This is a genomic window from Streptococcus australis (assembly GCF_040226615.1).
Classification (GTDB): domain Bacteria; phylum Bacillota; class Bacilli; order Lactobacillales; family Streptococcaceae; genus Streptococcus; species Streptococcus australis_E.
This window is the reverse complement of sequence record NZ_JBCOAT010000001.1, coordinates 429458-447794: the sequence shown is the minus strand read 5'-3', so window position 1 is coordinate 447794 and position 18337 is coordinate 429458. Positions and strand designations below refer to the sequence as shown.

The following is an 18337-nucleotide window of genomic DNA, read 5'->3' as shown; positions in this document are numbered from 1 at the left end:
CAGAAATCAAATTTATTCATCAACAGAATAAAATTTTAGTATCATTCTATAAGTCTAAATGGCTTGAAATCAGGTCTTATTCTTATACTATAAAAGCCATTTTGGAAGGATTATAAAATTTTTTCCCAGATCTACTTTCAAAGGGGCTATTATATAAAAATGAAAGAAAAACTTGAAATATCAGTTATTTAAACGATCATTACAATTCATACTTATTTGTTATTATATCACAAACTAAGGAGAGGAGGGCAGATGATGCTTGGAGATTTCTATATCAGGAACTAGATAAGATCAAGCTTTTTCCTTGTCTATTTTTGCATAGAAAAGTATTAGTTTGTTGGATGGCTTTATTCATAAAATAGAGGAAATGCATCCCTCACAAATTTCTTGTTTTTTAGTCGTTTTAAGGGATTGATTGTACTTGGTCTTCCGGTAAAAAAGGACTATAATAAAGATAGGAACTTGTGTTTAAGTGGGAGATAAGATATGGCTTATATTGAGATGAAACATAGTTACAAGCGCTATCCGTCAGGAGAAACTGACATCATTGCCAATAAAGATGTTACTTTTGAAATTGAGAAAGGCGAATTGGTCATCATTTTGGGGGCATCAGGCGCAGGAAAATCAACAGTCCTCAATATTTTGGGAGGTATGGATAGCAATGATGAAGGGGAGGTACTAGTGGATGGGAAAGCCATCTCAAGCTTCTCCTCGCACCAACGAACGGATTATCGCAGAAATGATGTTGGCTTTGTCTTCCAGTTTTATAATCTCATCCCTAATTTGACAGCCAAGGAAAATGTTGAGCTGGCTTCTGAAATTGTTTCTGATGCCTTAGACCCTGAACAAGTCTTGAGAGAGGTTGGATTGGGTGAGCGTTTGAACAACTTCCCAGCCCAGCTATCTGGTGGGGAACAACAACGGGTAGCCATTGCGCGCGCAGTGGCGAAGAACCCTAAGATTCTCCTTTGTGATGAACCAACAGGGGCTTTAGACTACCAAACCGGTAAACAGGTTTTAAAGATTCTTCAGGACATGTCTCGTAAAAAAGGGGCAACAGTGATTATCGTCACCCATAATGCTTCTTTAGCGCCAATAGCCGATCGTGTCATTCAGATGCATGATGCCCAAGTAAAATCGGTGACCATCCATAACACTCCACTAGATATTGATAGCCTAGAGTATTAGGGAGGTTGTTCATGAAGCGAAAAGTATATTGGAAAGATCTATGTCATTCCTTTACCAGTTCCAAAGGGCGCTTTTTGTCCATTTTAACGCTGATGATGCTGGGTAGCTTAGCCCTGGTCGGTTTAAAAGTAACGACTCCAAATATGCATCGGACTGCCCAGCGCTTTATAGACAAACAAGAAATGTTGGACCTAGCTGTCATGGGAGATCTTGGTTTGGATAAGACTGACCAAGAAGAGCTACAAGGATTGACGGGGGCCAGCTTGGAGTTTTCCTACCTGACAGATGTGACGCTTGACGGAAAGGACGAAGCTGTTCGACTGTTTTCCATTCCAGAAACCATCTCACGCTTTCAGCTGGCTTCAGGACGGCTTCCGCAGAAGGAAGATGAGGTCGCTCTAGCAGCGTTTTGGAAAGATCGTTACCAGATTGGGGATCAGCTAAGGATACATGAAAAAGCTGGAAGTCCATCTGTTTTAAAGACAAAAAACTATCGAATTGTTGGCTTTGTAAAGTCTGCTGAGATGTGGTCCGAAAAAGACTTGGGACAAGCTAGGAGTGGGAGTGGTTCCTTGGATGCCTATGGCGTCCTCTCAAAAGAAGCCTTTACTAGTCCTGTTTATAGCCTTGCTCGGATTCGGTTTGATGATTTGAGGGGGTTCAATCCATTCTCAACCAGCTATCAAGATCGTCTGGCCTCCCATCAAAAGGACCTGAAAAAACTCTTAGCTGGAAATGGTCAGGAGCGCTATCGAAAGCTACAGGCTGATGGGAAACAAAAGATCCAAAAAGGGCGAGAAGAACTTGATGCTGCAAATAAACAGTTAGCAGACGCACGCGAAAAGGCAGGTCAAGCACAGACACAATTGACGGAGCAATCCAATAATCTGAATCAACTATCTACACTCTTGCCCAAGGAAGAATTAGAAGCAAGACGACTCGAGTTGGCAGAAGCTCAAAAGCAACTAGATTATCAATTGGTCAACATTCAGACAGGTGAATCGGAACTAGCAACTAAACAGAAGGACCTGGAAAAGGCCAAGGAAGATCTGAAAAATCTAGAGCAACCAAACTATCATGTCTATGATCGAAAAACCATTCCAGGTGGCCAGGGTTACCTCATGTATAGTAATGCCAGTGCCAGTATCTCCGCCGTAGGCAATCTATTTCCTGTGGTACTCTACGCAGTCGCTGCCATGGTCACGTTCACGACCATGACTCGTTTTGTTGATGAAGAACGGAGCCATGCGGGCTTGTTCAAAGCCTTGGGCTATCGAACGAAAGATATCTTAGCAAAGTTTCTCTTGTATGGCTTGGTTGCTGGAACTGTTGGGACAGGCATCGGAACTCTTCTCGGTCATTATGTTTTATCAGGAACCATTTCACAAATTATCACTCAGGGGATGGTCGTGGGTACTAGTCAACAGTATTTTTATGGGTCCTATAGCTTATTAGCCTTGGGGCTCTCCCTTCTTTCTAGCGTCTTTCCAGCTTATCTAGTCGCTAAGAGAGAGTTGAAGGAAGAAGCCAGTCACCTCCTTCTTCCAAAACCGCCAGTTTCCGGATCCAGTATTTTGCTCGAACGCCTTCCGTTTTTGTGGAAACGTTTGAGTTTCACCCAAAAGGTGACTGCTAGAAATATTTTTCGCTACAAACAGCGGATGGTGATGACCATATTTGGTGTTGCTGGTTCGGTTGCTCTTCTCTTTGCGGGTCTTGGTATTCAATCCTCAGTCGGTGGTGTGCCCCAACGTCAGTTTGGGGAAATCCTCAAGTATGATATGATTCTCTCGACCAAATCCAGTCTGACAGACGAAGAGGAAGAATCCTTGAAGAAGCGCTTGAAGCAAGCAGATATTAAAGAGACAGAAGCCATTTTTACAAAACAAGTGGAGGCTTCTTATCCATCAGGACGTGGAAAACAAAGCATGACCTTGATGGTGTCCTCTAAAGACAGCTTGGAACCCTTTATCAGTCTTCGCTCAGAAGAGGGAAGAATCGACCTATCCAATGGGGCGGTGATTACCAGTAAATTAGCGCAGCTGGCCAAGGTGGGAGTTGGGGATGATTTGTGGATAGATGGCCATAAGATTAGAGTGGCTGCGATTACCGAAAATTATGTAGGCCATTTTGTCTATATGAATCAAGCGACCTATCAGAAAACCTATGGAAAAAGCGCTAATATGAATGCCTATTTGGTCCGATTACAGTCTTCTTCTCAGCAGTTCGTCCAGAAGGTCAGTCGGGACATGATGGAAGAAGGGGCGGTGCTTGCTGTTACGCAAAATACTTCCTTGATTTCTCTCTTCAGTTCTGTGGCACAATCATTGAATAAGACCATGATGATTTTAGTTCTGGTATCTATTTTGCTAGCGATGGTTATTTTGTATAATTTGACCAATATCAATGTGGCAGAACGAATCCGTGAGTTATCCACCATTAAGGTATTAGGTTTTCATCATCAAGAAGTCACCCTTTATATTTATCGAGAAACCATCCTCTTGTCTCTTGTAGGGATAGGATTGGGTTTGCTAGGAGGTTTTTATCTCCATCGCTTCTTGATTGCCATGATCGCCCCAGATGCCATTCTCTTCTATCCGCGGGTAGCCCTTGGTGTCTATCTTTATCCTATCGCTGGCGTCATTCTGATCCTAGCTAGCTTAGGAATCTTGGTTAATCATCATCTTCGTAAGGTAGACATGCTGGAGGCTTTGAAATCTGTTGAATAAAAAAAGAAACTTCTACCCTAGGGTGGAAGTTTTTTAGAGCTTTGGTATAATGAGAGAAGGAGAAGAGACATGACAAAAATTGCTTTGCTTTCGGATATACATGGGAATACAACTGCTTTAGAGGCTGTGCTTGGAGATGCCAAGCGGGCAGGTGTAGAAGAATACTGGTTATTAGGAGATGTCCTTATGCCGGGGACTGGTAGACGACATCTTTTGAACCTACTTGAAGAATTGCCCATTACCGTACAGATTTTAGGAAATTGGGAAGATAGCTTGTGGCGAGCGATGAAGGGGATGCTGGATCCATCAAGGGCTAGTCACCGTTATTTGATGCGCCATTGTCAATATATCTTAGAAGAAATTAGTCCAGAAGAGATAGAGGCCATGCAAAGTCTGCCCATGCAAGTGCATCGGGAAGTTTCCGGCTTAAGAGTGGGCATTACCCATCATCTGCCAGACAAAAACTGGGGACGCGAATTGATCCATATAGGAGACCAGAAAGATTTTGATCGCCTCGTAACCAATCCCCCTTGTGATCTAGCAGTCTATGGTCATATCCACCAACAATTTTTCCGATATGGAAGTGGTGGAGAGCTCATCTTGAATCCGGGGTCTATCGGCCAACCCTTCTTTTTGCAAGCCAATCTTCGAAAGGATCTCCGGGCCATGTATGCTATTCTAGAGTTTGATGAATCGGGTTTGAAAGATGTTGACTTTCGGCGGGTGTCCTATGACATTGAGAAAGAACTCCAACTCGCTAAGGATCTGAAACTCCCTTACTTCCAAGTTTACTATGAAAGTTTAGTCAATGGAATCCACCATACCCATAATCATGAGCTTCTACATGAAATAGCCCAGCGAGAGGGACACAATGTAGAAGTAGACGCATGGTTGAGAGACTTTTTCAATTAGTGTAACAGTTGACATTACAACAAATAAGGGTATAATAGACTAAAAGAAAGAATTTTAACGTCTGAAGAGTAAATGTGTCTAGTTACTGATGGCTTTAGATCCAGTTTAAGACATCCCTATCTAGATGGAAGAGAGGAGTATCCATGCAAATTTCAAGTCGTTTCACCATTGGAACCCATGTATTAGTCATGATTGCTTTAAAAGGAGATTGCACCAAGGTGACCAGTGATATGATTGCTGGCAGTGTTGGGGTGAACCCTGTCATTATTCGAAAGACCTTGTCTCAATTAAAAAAGGCAGGCTTGATCCATGTAGCGCGTGGAACAGGTGGGGCCGAGATGGCCAAAGAATTGGAAGCTATTAGTTTGTTAGATATCTACCAGGCGGTTGAATGCCTTGGGAAGACTGGTCAATTATTTGGTTTCCACGAGCATCCAAATCCAGCTTGTCCGATTGGAAATAGCATCCATGGCGTCCTAGATGGGAAGCTGGAAAAGATTCAATTGGCCATGGAAAAGGAAATGGCTCAGACCAGCCTCAAAGAAGTGGTGGAGCAAACCAAGAAACAGATGGAGCTAGCAACCGTTTCTTGATTTGAGTCTGTAAGAAACTTGAAATAAAAAAGCCTTTCAGTATAGACTGAAAGGCTTTTTGTGTTCATTGAGTAAAATAGCAACACTCCTTCTAGCTTTACTTCACTAGGGCTACGAAGCTGACTAGAATAAATCCCATTGCAAAAATCCATGTCCAGTAACGATTAGGAATGAACATGAAGGAAGAACGATCGCGGAAAGCAATGCGTTGCCCTGTTTCCTCATCAATCATATATCGAACTTGATCGGAAACAAATTTCTTTGTTAGCAAATAATTGACTGCTGCAGCAAGAATTCCCAACATACATCCTAAGATGATACTATCTGTACTCTTATTTACATTAAGATGCAGGAAGGAATAAATCATATTCGCCAAAGCTCCTCCAATCATAAGAGCAAGGGGAACGAGCAAGCCTTTACCACGCCAAACAATCATACAACAATCTCCTTATTATCTAACTTAATCAAAATAGAGCAAGTCTTTGCTGGTTTCGGTAAAGAGACCAAAGCCATCTTTTGTGACATAGCCACAGTCTTCAATCCGAACTCCGACTTTTCCAGGGATGTAGATGCCTGGTTCGACTGAGAAGCACATGCCTTCTTCGATGACCATGTCATTTCCTTCCATGATAGAAGGGAATTCATGCACATCCATTCCGATACCGTGTCCGAGGCGGTGGTTGAAGTATTCGCCGTATCCTGCTTTTTCAATGACGCTTCGGGCAGCACGGTCTATTTCATGCGCCGTTACACCTGGTTTGATCATATCTAGAGCAGCTTGTTGAGCTTCTAAAGTCAAGTGGTAGATTTCTTTTTTAAAGTCATCGGGTTTTCCAACCGCAACGGTTCGCGTCATATCTGAAGCATAGCCATTCACCATACAGCCCAAGTCGAAGAGAAGAAGAGCATCTTTTTCAATTTTGTTGCTTCCTGGGATGCCGTGTGGGTTGGCTGCATTATTACCAGTCAAGACCATAGTTTCAAAGCTCATTTCATAGCCCAAGCGTTTGATGCCAAAGTCGATTTCTGCGACGATATCAGTTTCTGTTTTATCCAGTGAGATGGCGTCAAATCCCATATTGACAGCCTTATCCGCATATTGACCAGCAACTAACATCTTTTGGATCTCATCAGCAGATTTAATCAAGCGCATGCGGTTAATCCGAGGGCTGAGATTGGTAAATGTTGCTTGTTCAAAGACTGAACGAAGCCCATGGTACTTGGTCAAAATCAAATTATCAAATTCCAAAGCGACTTTTTTGGCTTCTGGATTAGCGCTAGCCCCTTTGATTTTTTCCCAAGGATTTTCAGAATCCACGTACCCTACCACTTGGAAATCCACAACTGCAGTCGCCCGTTCTACCTCAAGAGCGGGGACAAAAAGAAGTGGTTCATGGTCTGGATAAACGAACAAGAAGAGCTGACGCTCGTGAGGATCACTGTAAAATCCAGTTAGGTAATTGATGGTGACAGGATCGGATACAACAGCAACATCCGTTTTTTCGGTTTCAAGAAATGCTACAATTTGATCTAATTTAGACATAAGCTACCTTCTTTCTATTGATAATATTTTGTCAGATTTTCCCTAAAAAATCAAGAGTTTGCAAAAAGATGTTAAAATGCTTGAAAGTGTTTACAATAAGTGATAGAATAGTTGTTATAGAAGACTGAAAACGAAATTTTCAATAAAGAAAGGAAGTATTATGAATACAGACGATACTGTAACCATTTACGACGTTGCCCGAGAGGCGGGTGTCTCAATGGCGACTGTTAGCCGTGTCGTGAACGGAAATAAGAACGTTAAGGAAAATACTCGTAAGAAAGTATTGGAAGTCATTGAACGTTTGGACTATCGTCCGAATGCAGTAGCTCGTGGACTTGCGAGTAAGAAAACCACAACCGTAGGTGTTGTGATTCCAAATATTACCAATAGTTATTTCTCTACTCTGGCAAAGGGGATCGATGACATTGCTGAAATGTATAAGTACAACATCGTCCTTGCCAACAGCGATGAAGACGATGATAAAGAAGTTTCTGTTGTCAATACTCTTTTCTCAAAACAGGTCGATGGGATTATCTTCATGGGTTATCACTTGACAGAAAAGATTCGTTCAGAATTCTCTCGTTCTCGGACACCGGTGGTCCTTGCTGGGACAGTTGATGTCGAACATCAATTGCCAAGTGTCAATATTGATTACAAGCAAGCGACAGTAGACGCGGTTACACTATTGGCTAAACGAAATAAAAAGATTGCTTTTGTAAGTGGACCATTAGTAGATGATATCAACGGTAAGATTCGCTTGGCTGGCTACAAAGATGCTTTGAAAGCAAAAAAATTGTCTTACAGTGAAGGCTTGGTCTTTGAGTCTAAGTACCGCTATGAAGAAGGCTATAACTTGGCTGAACGCATCATTGCATCTAAAGCGACAGCAGCCTTTGTAACTGGGGATGAATTGGCAGCAGGTTTGCTTAATGGTCTAGCTGATCAAGGTGTGAACGTACCGGAAGATTTTGAGTTGATTACCAGTGATGATTCACAAATTACACGCTACACTCGTCCAAATCTTTCAACTGTAGGCCAACCACTTTATGATTTGGGGGCTATCAGTATGCGGATGTTGACAAAAATTATGCATAAGGAAGAATTGGAAGAAAGAGAAGTTCTTCTTGCCCATACCATCAATCATCGTGGGACTACGAAGAAGTAAAAACAAAAGGAAGCCAAGGCTTCCTTTTTTCTTATCTCTGTATGAATCTCCGGTAAAACTTGAAGGGGTCTGCTAAATCAGGTATAATAGAGGGTATGAAAGTTTTACTGTATCTTGAAGGAAAATCCGTTTTACAAAAATCAGGGATTGGTCGTGCCCTCCAACACCAGATGCATGCCTTGGATTTGGCTGGAATCCCCTATACTACGGATATTTTAGGAGATTACGATGTGGTCCATATTAATACCTATGGTCCTCGGAGTTTGTTGCTTTTACATGCTGCCAAACGTCGGGGGAAAAAGGTCATCATGCATGGGCATTCCACACGGGAAGATTTCCAAAATTCATTTATCGGGTCCAATTTATTTGCTCCCTTATTTGGCAAATATTTGGCTCATATGTATAAAAAAGCCGATTTTATTATCACCCCTTCAGAATATTCTAAGCAGCTGATTCAGTCCTATGGGGTCAAGACTCCAATAGTCGCTGTTTCCAATGGGATTGATTTGTCAAAATATAAAAAAGATCCCAAAAAAGAAGAGGTTTTTCGGAAGCACTTTAATATCCAAGAAGGAGAGAAGGTCGTTTTATGTGCGGGTCTCTACTTTAGACGAAAAGGGATTGAAGACTTTGTAGAAGTGGCTCGGCGGATGCCAGATGTCCGCTTTATTTGGTTGGGGTCGATTAATAAATGGTTGATTCCTCGGGCTATTCGTCGTCTGGTCGAGAAAGATCATCCGAGCAATGTTGAATTCCCTGGCTATTTTAAGGGAGCTGTATTCCAAGGGGCCATGACAGGTGCGGATGCCTTCTTCTTCCCGTCTTACGAGGAAACGGAAGGAATTGTTGTCCTAGAGGCCTTAGCGGGTCACCAGCATGTCGTCCTCCGGGATATTCCAGTTTATCATGGTTGGGTGGACCAAGAGTCAGCAGAATTGTGTCATTCAGTGGATGAGTTTGTGGACTCTCTTGAAAAAGTCTTGTCTGGTCAAGTGGACAAGCGCGACGCAGGGGATCGAGTAGCTCAAAGTCGCTCAATTGATTTGGTAGCGGATCAACTAGTGAAAGCCTACCAGCAAGTATTGGAGATGTAATATGCGTATTGGATTATTTACAGATACTTATTTTCCACAGGTATCGGGGGTTGCGACCAGTATTCGAACCCTTAAAACAGAATTGGAGAAATTGGGACATACTGTTTTTATCTTTACGACGACGGATAAGGATGTCAACCGCTATGAAGACTGGCAAATTATCCGCATTCCAAGTATCCCTTTCTTTGCTTTTAAGGATCGGCGGATTGCTTATCGCGGCTTTACCAAGGCTTTGGCCATTGCCAAACAATACAAACTGGATATGATCCATACACAGACGGAGTTTTCTTTAGGACTACTCGGGGTTTGGATTGCTAAGGAGCTTCGGATTCCAGTAATTCATACCTATCATACCCAGTATGAAGATTATGTGCGTTATATTGCCAAGGGGATGGTTATCCGACCAAGTATGGTCAAATACATTGTTCGTGGTTATATGAATGACTTGGATGGGGTCATCTGTCCGAGTGAGATTGTCTATGATCTCTTGCTGAAATACAAGGTCAAGGCTGAAAAACGGATTATTCCAACAGGAATCGAGCTGGCGAAGTTTGAACGACCTGAAATCACACAAGTGGAGACGCAAGCCCTTCGTGAAAAATTAGGGATTCAAGAGGGTGAAATTATGCTCTTGAGCTTGTCACGGGTTTCTTACGAGAAAAATATCCAAGCCGTTATTGCGGCTTTGCCTAAAGTGCTAGAAGAAAATACGCATATTAAATTGATTGTGGCTGGAGATGGGCCTTATCTGGATGATTTAAAAAAACAAGCGGCCAAGCTTGGTGTATCAGATACGGTTGTTTTCACAGGGATGATTCCACCAAACGAAACAGCTCTGTACTATAAAGCAGCAGATTTCTTCATTTCAGCTTCGACTAGTGAGACGCAAGGCTTGACCTATTTAGAGAGTATCGCTAGTGGGACACCCCTAATTGCTCAGAGTAATCCTTACTTAGATAATGTGATCAATGATCGGATGTTCGGAATCTTGTATGACCAGGAAGAAGATTTGGCAGTAGCTATTTTAGAAGCGACCTTAGCCACACCAGAGAAGGATGAGGCTAAGTGGGAGGAGAAGCTTTATGAAATTTCTTCGACAAATTTTGGTCGCAGGGTCTATGAGTTCTATCTAGACGCTATTATATCGAAAGATTTTTACAATGAACGTCATCCTGAGGAAAGCCGTACCAAACGGGTGACCAAGTCTATTGTGAAAATTCCGCAAAAGGTTATCGCTATGCCTGTGAATGGGTCTGTGAGAATCATGAAGGGCTCCTTTAAACAGGTGAAAAAGATACGCAACATTACCAAGCTATTGGATTAGAGTTCATCTCAAAAGCTAGGGGTCCTAAAGAAATGCTCCTGGCATAGGGGATAGGAAGCTTTTTCCTCTTGCAAAATATTTCAATCGTGCTATAATACTAGTCAGAGACATATCAAATCTAGGAAATCTGATAGAGAGCGCGTGGAGCTGGAAATCGCGTAGAGGATAGGTTTGGGACTACTCGGTGAACTTTTTATGCAAACATAAAACGGTGGCCACGTTAGAGCCAATCAGAGGTGTTCCTCTTTTTTGAGGAACATAAATGAAGGTGGAACCACGTTGCGACGTCCTTTCGAGGAGGTCGCTTTTTTGTTTTTTGATGAAGAAATCAAAAAGAGTTTTACCATAACTAAGATTTTTAAATATTTATAAGGAGAAGATCATGATTAAGATTACTTTCCCAGATGGCGCTGTTCGTGAATTCGAATCTGGCGTTACAACTTTTGAAATTGCCCAATCTATCAGCAACTCTTTGGCTAAGAAAGCCCTTGCTGGTAAATTTAACGGCAAATTGATTGACACCACTCGTGCTATCACTGAAGATGGAAGCATCGAAATCGTGACACCTGATCACGAAGATGCTCTTCCAATCTTGCGCCACTCAGCAGCACACTTGTTTGCCCAAGCCGCTCGTCGTCTCTTCCCAGATATTCACTTGGGTGTCGGTCCAGCTATCGAAGATGGTTTCTACTACGATACAGACAACCAAGCCGGTCAAATCTCTAACGAAGACCTTCCTCGTATCGAAGAAGAAATGCAAAAAATCGTTAAAGAAAACTTCCCATCTATTCGTGAGGAAGTGACAAAAGACGAGGCGCGTGAAATCTTTAAGAACGACCCATATAAATTGGAATTGATCGAAGAGCACTCAGAAGACGAGGGTGGCTTAACCATCTACCGTCAAGGTGAGTATGTAGACCTCTGTCGTGGCCCTCACGTCCCATCAACAGGCCGTATCCAAATCTTCCACCTTCTCAATGTAGCAGGTGCTTACTGGCGTGGAAATAGCGACAATGCTATGATGCAACGGATCTACGGTACAGCTTGGTTTGACAAGAAAGACTTGAAGAACTACCTTCAAATGCGTGAAGAAGCTAAAGAACGTGACCACCGTAAACTTGGTAAAGAGCTTGACCTCTTCATGATTTCTCAAGAGGTTGGACAAGGTTTGCCATTCTGGTTGCCAAACGGTGCTACTATCCGTCGTGAATTGGAACGCTACATCGTCGACAAGGAGTTGGCTTCTGGCTACCAACACGTTTACACTCCACCACTTGCTTCTGTAGAACTTTACAAGACTTCTGGTCACTGGGATCATTACCAAGAAGATATGTTCCCAACTATGGATATGGGAGACGGTGAAGAATTTGTCCTTCGTCCAATGAACTGCCCACACCACATTCAAGTCTTCAAACACCATGTTCACTCATACCGTGAATTGCCAATCCGTATCGCTGAAATCGGAATGATGCACCGCTATGAGAAATCAGGTGCTTTGACTGGTCTTCAACGGGTGCGTGAAATGTCTCTCAACGACGGTCACCTCTTTGTGACTCCAGAACAAATTCAAGAAGAATTCCAACGTGCTCTTCAGTTGATTATCGATGTTTATGAAGACTTCAACTTGAATGAATACCGTTTCCGCCTCTCTCTTCGTGACCCTCAAGATACTCACAAGTACTTTGATAACGATGAAATGTGGGAAAATGCCCAAACCATGCTTCGTGCTGCCCTTGATGAAATGGGCGTTGACTACTTTGAAGCTGAAGGTGAAGCTGCCTTCTACGGACCAAAATTGGATATCCAGGTGAAGACTGCCCTTGGAAAAGAAGAAACCCTCTCCACTATCCAGCTTGACTTCTTGCTTCCAGAACGCTTCGACCTTAAATACATCGGAGCTGATGGTGAAGAACATCGCCCAGTTATGATCCACCGTGGGGTTATCTCAACAATGGAACGCTTCACAGCTATCTTGATTGAAAACTACAAGGGTGCCTTCCCAACATGGCTTGCACCACATCAAGTAACCCTCATCCCAGTATCTAACGAAAAACACGTGGACTACGCTTGGGAAGTAGCTAAGAAACTCCGTGACCGTGGTGTCCGTGCTGATGTGGATGAACGTAATGAAAAAATGCAATTCAAGATCCGTTCATCACAAACTAGCAAGATTCCTTACCAATTGATCGTTGGTGACAAGGAAATGGAAGATGGAACTGTCAACGTTCGTCGCTATGGACAAAAAGAAACAAACACTGTGTCAGTAGATGAGTTTGTAGCAACTATCCTAGCTGATATCGCCAACAAATCTCGTGTTGAGAAATAAAACGATAAAACCTGGGATAAAAATTCCAGCTACCTAAAAAAGAGGTTGGGACAAAAGATCCCGACCTCACTTTTTATTAGCAATCAAAGTTTGACGAGGTAGCTGATTGAACTTTTTGTTCGTCTTTTAGACTCCAAAAAGCTCCTAATCATCCTCGCGGGGCTGGGACTACGAAATCGAGACTTTGTCTATCGATTTCTGTCCCACCGCATTTTTATATTTTGTTTAACCTGAGCTAGTAGTGATTGGTCAAACCACCACAAATAGTATCCTCATCAATAATCCTTTCTATCCATTAACTTTTGGATATAGGATATCCTCCCAAGATTTGCTTCCATGAGTTAGATGAGTTGATTATCCTCAATCCTTGTCTGCCTCATTTTCTTTTACGAGATCGTTTTGTGAATCTTTTTCAGAGAGTTTTTGATCGATATACTTGTCAATGTTTTCGTAAAATTCCTTGGTCGCCTCACTATCTAATTTTATCGAATTATGGACTTGATTGACTTTCAATTGAACAGATTCAATACCGTAAGAGGCTTGTTTTTGGCGAATGGTTTCTAATTCTTCTTCTGAAATCGGATCTCCAACAACTGTCAAGACCAATTCATTATTCCTTGACTTGTAGACTTGATTAATGACCGTATGATTAGCGAACTCTTTTCCTACAAACTGTTTGATCCCTTCTTTTCGCGCTTGATCCATCGTCAGAGTGACTGCTGAATAGCAGGCTGGAAGGACCAATAATACAATCAAGGATATCAACCCAATTTTCATTTTAATGTTTAGCTCATTAAATGAACTTAAGGGAGATTTTCTCATCAAAATTCTTGTTCCAACAATGTTGATTAGCATGATAAAGACACAGTTGATCAAGAAAAGATAGAGAGCTCCAAATAAGAACCGTACATTTCCATTAGCTAAACCATAACCTGCAGTACAGATAGGTGGCATTAGAGCAGTTGCAATGGCTACTCCTGGCACGATATTGTTTGCTTCTTTTTTTCTTGAACCAATAAAGCCTGCTATCCCACCAGCAATAGCAATGAGAACATCCCAAATGGTTGGAGAGGTTCGTGCAATCAATTCGCTACTTGCATAAGATAAGGGAGAAATCCAGAAATATAGAGTCGAGACAAGCAAACTGACCAATACTTGAGTAAATAAAACCCCTAGAGATTGCTTGATTAAACGCGTATCAAAAATAGCTAAACCAAACCCCAGTCCAATAATCGGTGTCATAAGAGGGGAAATCAGCATAGCTCCAATAACGACAGCTGTTGAATTCATATTTAGACCTATAGAGGCAATAAAAATCGCACACATTAAAATCACTGTATCTCTTAATCGAACATGAAGGTCATCATATAGTTTCTCGCGGAATTCACGTGTTGAATAGTTTCTGGTCATTGGTTACTCCTTTTATTTCATATAATCTTGTTTCTGCCTGGATGATGGTAGAGAGACTTATGTCCAATTTGACATATTTTTAGTTCTCATTTGTAATTCTTTTGAACATTATCTTTTAAATATCCATCAATCCATCCTTAACATTATATCAAAAATTTTACAGCCTTTTCTGAAGAAATCTATCAATTGAACAGATAGAGAAAGTCAGAAATTTTAGATTCCTTATTCAAAGAAGGAAGAACGGTATGTCCTCTGAAAGAAGATACCGTTTTAATGATTAAACATGATGAGTGTGTTGCAACAATCCTAGGTGATATCGCCAACAAATCCCGTGTTGAAAAATAACAGATAGAAAAGCTAGGCTTCAAACCTAGCTTTTTTGTGGATTGAAAATAATTATTCAAGCACTATTTTAGTGACTTCTATGTTGTTATTATCATTTTTTCTATTGCACAACCTTTTTCTTTCTCTTTCTTTACAAATCAAAGTATAACTCCCATTTTTCAAAGAAATTTGCTATAATGAAAGGACAGAGATTTGAAGAAGCAAAGAAAAAATAGAAGTAGGTACATGTATGAAGAAAATTCTTGTTGTAGATGATGAAAAGCCGATTTCGGATATTATAAAATTCAATATGGCCAAAGAAGGCTATGAAGTCTTGACTGCCTTCGATGGAAAAGAAGCACTGGCTATTTTTGAAGCTGAGAGCCCAGATATTTTGATCTTGGACCTCATGCTTCCTGAAATTGATGGTTTGGAAGTAGCACGTACCATTCGAAAGACCAGTAATGTGCCGATTATTGTCTTATCTGCAAAAGATACAGAATTTGATAAGGTCATCGGTCTTGAAATTGGTGCGGATGACTATGTGACTAAGCCATTCTCAAATCGTGAGCTTCAAGCTCGCGTAAAAGCTTTATTGCGTCGGACAGAACTAACGGTAGAATCACAGACAGAGTCTACATCAGATTCAGATATTGTGATTGGTGATTTGAAAATCATTCCGGATGCCTTCCTTGCTCAGAAAAAAGGCAAAGAGCTCGAGTTGACCCATCGCGAATTTGAGCTGCTCTATCACTTGGCAACCCATGTAGGCCAAGTCATGACCCGTGAGCATTTGCTGGAAACAGTCTGGGGCTACGATTATTTTGGAGATGTTCGGACAGTGGACGTAACGATTCGACGTTTGCGTGAAAAAATCGAAGATATTCCAGGCCGTCCGGAGTATATTTTAACGCGCCGCGGTGTCGGTTACTATATGAGAAACAATGATTAATCACATCAAAGAAGTCATGACCTCTTATAATTTTGTTTTTATATTACTCACTCTTGGATTTATTATCGTGGTGGCCTTGCTGATTCTAGAAAATCGTCGGGATAACATGAAGCTACGCCTGTTGAATGATAAAATTAAGAGTTTGATTGCTGGAGAATATTCAGATATTATTGATTTACAAGGAGGTCCTGAATTGACAGAGATTTCCAACAGTATCAATGATTTATCAGAAGTTATCCGTTTGACGCATGAAAATTTGGAGCAAGAAACCAAGCGCTTGACCAGTATTCTTTCCTATATGACAGATGGGGTTTTAGCGACCAATCGTCGTGGGCAGATTATCCTAGTCAATGAAATGGCTGCCAAACAACTTAATGTCGTGGTCGAAGAGGTCATGAACATCAGTATTCTGGATTTGCTTGGTATTAGTGAAGAGTATGAACTGCGAGACTTGATTACCAATGTTCCAGAATTGACGATCGATTCGCAGGATGAAAATGGGGAGTACATCTCTTTACGGGTTCGCTTCGCCTTGATTCGGAGAGAATCTGGTTTTATTTCTGGTCTAGTTGCCGTTTTGCATGACACAACCGAACAGGACAAGGAAGAGCGGGAACGTCGTTTATTCGTATCCAACGTTAGTCATGAACTCCGAACCCCACTGACCAGTGTCAAATCCTACTTGGAGGCCTTGGATGACGGAGCGATTTCCGAGCCAGTTGCACCGGATTTTGTCAAAGTATCTTTGACAGAGACCAACCGGATGATGCGGATGGTGACGGATTTATTGAGTCTTTCACGGATCGATAATGAAACCAGTCAATTGGATGTTGAATTGACCAACTTTACAGCCTTTATCACCTTCATTTTGAATCGCTTCGATAAGATGAAGAACCAGGCTGGAGAGAAGAAATATGATATTGTTCGTGATTATCCTATTTCTCCTGTCTGGGTTGAAATTGACACAGATAAGATGACGCAGGTTTTAGACAATATCTTAAATAACGCTATTAAATATTCCCCAGATGGTGGGGAAATTCGTGTGGGGATGAAAACAACGGATGCCCAGTTGATTATTTCGATTTCAGATGAGGGATTAGGGATTCCTAAAAAGGACCTTCCTCGTATTTTTGACCGCTTTTATCGCGTGGATAAGGCACGTAGTCGCGCCCAGGGTGGGACTGGTTTAGGACTTGCCATTGCGAAGGAAATTATCAAGCAGCACAAAGGATTTATTTGGGCCAAGAGTGAATATGGAAAAGGTTCTACTTTCACGATTGTTCTACCATATGATAAAGATGCTATCCTGGATGATGGATGGGATAATGAAGGTGAATAAGAAAACAAATGGATGAAAAAGGGTTTAAGTATAGTATTTTAGCTTCGGGTTCGAGTGGTAATTCATTTTACCTAGAGACACCTAAGAAAAAAATTCTAGTAGATGCAGGCTTGTCCGGGAAGAAGATTACAGGTTTGCTTGCAGAAATTGATCGAAAACCCGAAGATCTTGACGCTATTTTGATTACACATGAACATTCAGATCACATTCATGGTGTTGGTGTACTAGCTCGTAAATACGGGATGGACCTATACGCCAATGAAGCTACATGGAAGGCCATGGAGGGAAGCAAGTACCTTGGGAAGGTTGATGACTCCCAGAAACATCTTTTTGAAATGGGCAAGACCGTAACCTTCGGGGATTTGGATGTGGAAAGTTTTGGTGTCAGTCATGATGCTGCAGCTCCCCAGTTCTATCGTTTCATGAAGGATGGGAAGAGTTTTGTCATGCTGACGGATACAGGTTATGTCAGTGATCGAATGGCAGGGATTGTTGAAAATGCAGATGGCTATTTGATCGAGTCCAACCACGATGTGGAAATCCTACGAGCTGGCTCTTATGCTTGGCGATTAAAGCAGCGGATTTTATCTGATTTGGGCCACCTCTCTAATGAAGATGGTGCAGATGCCATGATTCGGACTCTAGGCAATAAGACCAAAAAGATTTATCTGGGCCACTTATCCAAGGAAAACAATATCAAGGAATTGGCCCATATGACCATGGTCAATCAACTGGCTCGAGCAGATCTAGCAGTGGGGCATGATTTTGACGTCTTGGATACATCTCCAGATACAGCGACTCCATTAGTAGATATCTAAATGATTAAAAAGAGAGTGGGACAGAAATCGGTAATTCGTTAGACTTCGATTTCGTCGTCCCACCTCCGCACAGTTGAGTAGGGCTGTAAAGCTGATGAAATCAGCGTAGTAGAGCCCACTCAACCACTGCGTCTTGCTCGGAAATCCAAAGACAATTGAGAGGCTAGGAGTTTTGTCTCAGCCTCTTTTAGGTCAGTGTTGTAGGCTTGAAATGAGTGGAAGGATAGGAGCAGTTAGTTTGAAATATGTGTATATAACAGTAGGGTTTATTTCCTTAGGATTAGGGATTATTGGGATTCCTTTACCTATTTTACCTACGACCCCGTTTCTTTTATTAGCCATGGCTTGTTTTGCCAAGAGTTCTCAACGGTTTGAAGACTGGTTACATGGGACCAAGTTGTACCAAACTTATGTAGCGGATTATCGGGAAACAAAGTCGATCTCTAAAAAGCGGAAAAAAAGAATTATTCTACAAATTTATCTTTTGATGGGGATTTCCATTTACCTGGCACCACTCTGGTTTGTGAAATTGGGTCTAGTGGGATTAACTATTTTTATCAGTTATTATTTGTTCAAAGTGATTCCGGATAAAGAAGAATGATATAAGGACAGAATAGGTC

General features: G+C 41.7%; 15 protein-coding genes and 1 pseudogene. 13 read left to right on the top strand and 3 right to left on the bottom strand.

Going from position 1 to position 18337, the window contains the following annotated elements; genetic code table 11:
* Nucleotides 1–486: 486 nt before the first annotated feature.
* The 4 genes from ABT997_RS02135 (at nucleotide 487) to ABT997_RS02120 (ending at nucleotide 5422) form a co-directional block, all read left to right on the top strand.
* Entirely contained in the window at nucleotides 487–1188 is a 702-nt protein-coding gene (locus ABT997_RS02135; RefSeq protein ID WP_048789595.1) for an ABC transporter ATP-binding protein, read from the top strand.
* 11 nt (nucleotides 1189–1199) lie between these two features.
* Complete coding sequence (locus ABT997_RS02130; RefSeq protein WP_125334753.1) at nucleotides 1200–3917, top strand: FtsX-like permease family protein; 2718 nt, start codon at nucleotides 1200–1202, stop codon at nucleotides 3915–3917.
* 69 nt (nucleotides 3918–3986) lie between these two features.
* The gene (locus ABT997_RS02125; RefSeq protein ID WP_350018614.1) at nucleotides 3987–4829 is read left to right on the top strand and encodes a metallophosphoesterase family protein; all 843 of its coding nucleotides are present in this window, start codon (nucleotides 3987–3989) and stop codon (nucleotides 4827–4829) included.
* A 143-nt stretch (nucleotides 4830–4972) separates the two neighbouring features.
* On the top strand, nucleotides 4973–5422 hold the full coding sequence (locus ABT997_RS02120; RefSeq protein ID WP_023023935.1) for an Rrf2 family transcriptional regulator: 450 nt from the start codon (nucleotides 4973–4975) through the stop codon (nucleotides 5420–5422).
* Nucleotides 5423–5519: 97 nt separating this feature from the next.
* On the opposite strand, the gene ABT997_RS02115 is transcribed toward ABT997_RS02120, so the two are convergent.
* Both ABT997_RS02115 and ABT997_RS02110 read right to left on the bottom strand, forming a co-directional pair.
* Nucleotides 5520–5858, bottom strand: a complete 339-nt coding sequence (locus tag ABT997_RS02115) for a hypothetical protein (protein ID WP_350018613.1) — start codon at nucleotides 5856–5858, stop codon at nucleotides 5520–5522.
* A gap of 24 nt (nucleotides 5859–5882) precedes the next feature.
* Complete coding sequence (locus tag ABT997_RS02110) at nucleotides 5883–6965, bottom strand: M24 family metallopeptidase (RefSeq protein ID WP_023023931.1); 1083 nt, start codon at nucleotides 6963–6965, stop codon at nucleotides 5883–5885.
* Between the two features lie 160 nt (nucleotides 6966–7125).
* Here ABT997_RS02110 and ccpA point away from each other — a divergent pair, with 160 nt between their 5' ends.
* The 5 genes and pseudogenes from ccpA (at nucleotide 7126) to thrS (ending at nucleotide 12874) form a co-directional block, all read left to right on the top strand.
* Nucleotides 7126–8130 (top strand): catabolite control protein A, encoded by a 1005-nt coding sequence (gene ccpA, locus ABT997_RS02105; protein ID WP_006595886.1) that lies wholly within the window; start codon nucleotides 7126–7128, stop codon nucleotides 8128–8130.
* Between the two features lie 95 nt (nucleotides 8131–8225).
* Entirely contained in the window at nucleotides 8226–9224 is a 999-nt protein-coding gene (locus tag ABT997_RS02100; RefSeq protein WP_006597024.1) for an LTA glycolipid anchor biosynthesis glycosyltransferase, IagA/BgsA family, read from the top strand.
* Between the two features lies 1 nt (nucleotide 9225).
* Nucleotides 9226–10548, top strand: coding sequence for a glycosyltransferase family 4 protein (locus tag ABT997_RS02095; RefSeq protein ID WP_350018612.1), 1323 nt, complete (start codon nucleotides 9226–9228; stop codon nucleotides 10546–10548).
* A gap of 184 nt (nucleotides 10549–10732) precedes the next feature.
* A pseudogene (locus ABT997_RS02090) lies at nucleotides 10733–10920 on the top strand (hypothetical protein).
* Nucleotides 10921–10930: 10 nt separating this feature from the next.
* Nucleotides 10931–12874, top strand: a complete 1944-nt coding sequence (gene thrS / locus ABT997_RS02085) for a threonine--tRNA ligase (RefSeq protein ID WP_350018611.1) — start codon at nucleotides 10931–10933, stop codon at nucleotides 12872–12874.
* Nucleotides 12875–13234: 360 nt separating this feature from the next.
* Here the strand turns inward: thrS and ABT997_RS02080 are convergent, their stop codons facing one another.
* A complete protein-coding gene (locus ABT997_RS02080) occupies nucleotides 13235–14284 on the bottom strand; it encodes a DUF389 domain-containing protein (protein WP_350018610.1) in 1050 nt (349 codons plus the stop codon).
* Between the two features lie 574 nt (nucleotides 14285–14858).
* Here ABT997_RS02080 and yycF point away from each other — a divergent pair.
* The 4 genes from yycF (at nucleotide 14859) to ABT997_RS02060 (ending at nucleotide 18318) form a co-directional block, all read left to right on the top strand.
* Nucleotides 14859–15560, top strand: coding sequence for a response regulator YycF (yycF, locus tag ABT997_RS02075; RefSeq protein WP_125374347.1), 702 nt, complete (start codon nucleotides 14859–14861; stop codon nucleotides 15558–15560).
* Nucleotides 15553–16899 carry a cell wall metabolism sensor histidine kinase VicK gene (vicK, locus tag ABT997_RS02070; protein WP_350018609.1) on the top strand — a complete coding sequence of 449 codons (1347 nt, stop codon included), beginning with the start codon at nucleotides 15553–15555 and terminating at the stop codon, nucleotides 16897–16899. Before yycF ends, vicK begins: the two co-directional genes overlap by 8 nt.
* 8 nt (nucleotides 16900–16907) lie before the next feature.
* A complete protein-coding gene (locus ABT997_RS02065) occupies nucleotides 16908–17717 on the top strand; it encodes an MBL fold metallo-hydrolase (RefSeq protein WP_023023917.1) in 810 nt (269 codons plus the stop codon).
* 211 nt (nucleotides 17718–17928) lie between these two features.
* Nucleotides 17929–18318: a YbaN family protein gene (locus tag ABT997_RS02060; protein ID WP_414386485.1), complete on the top strand. Its 390-nt coding sequence runs from the start codon at nucleotides 17929–17931 to the stop codon at nucleotides 18316–18318.
* The last annotated feature ends 19 nt before the right edge of the window (nucleotides 18319–18337 follow it).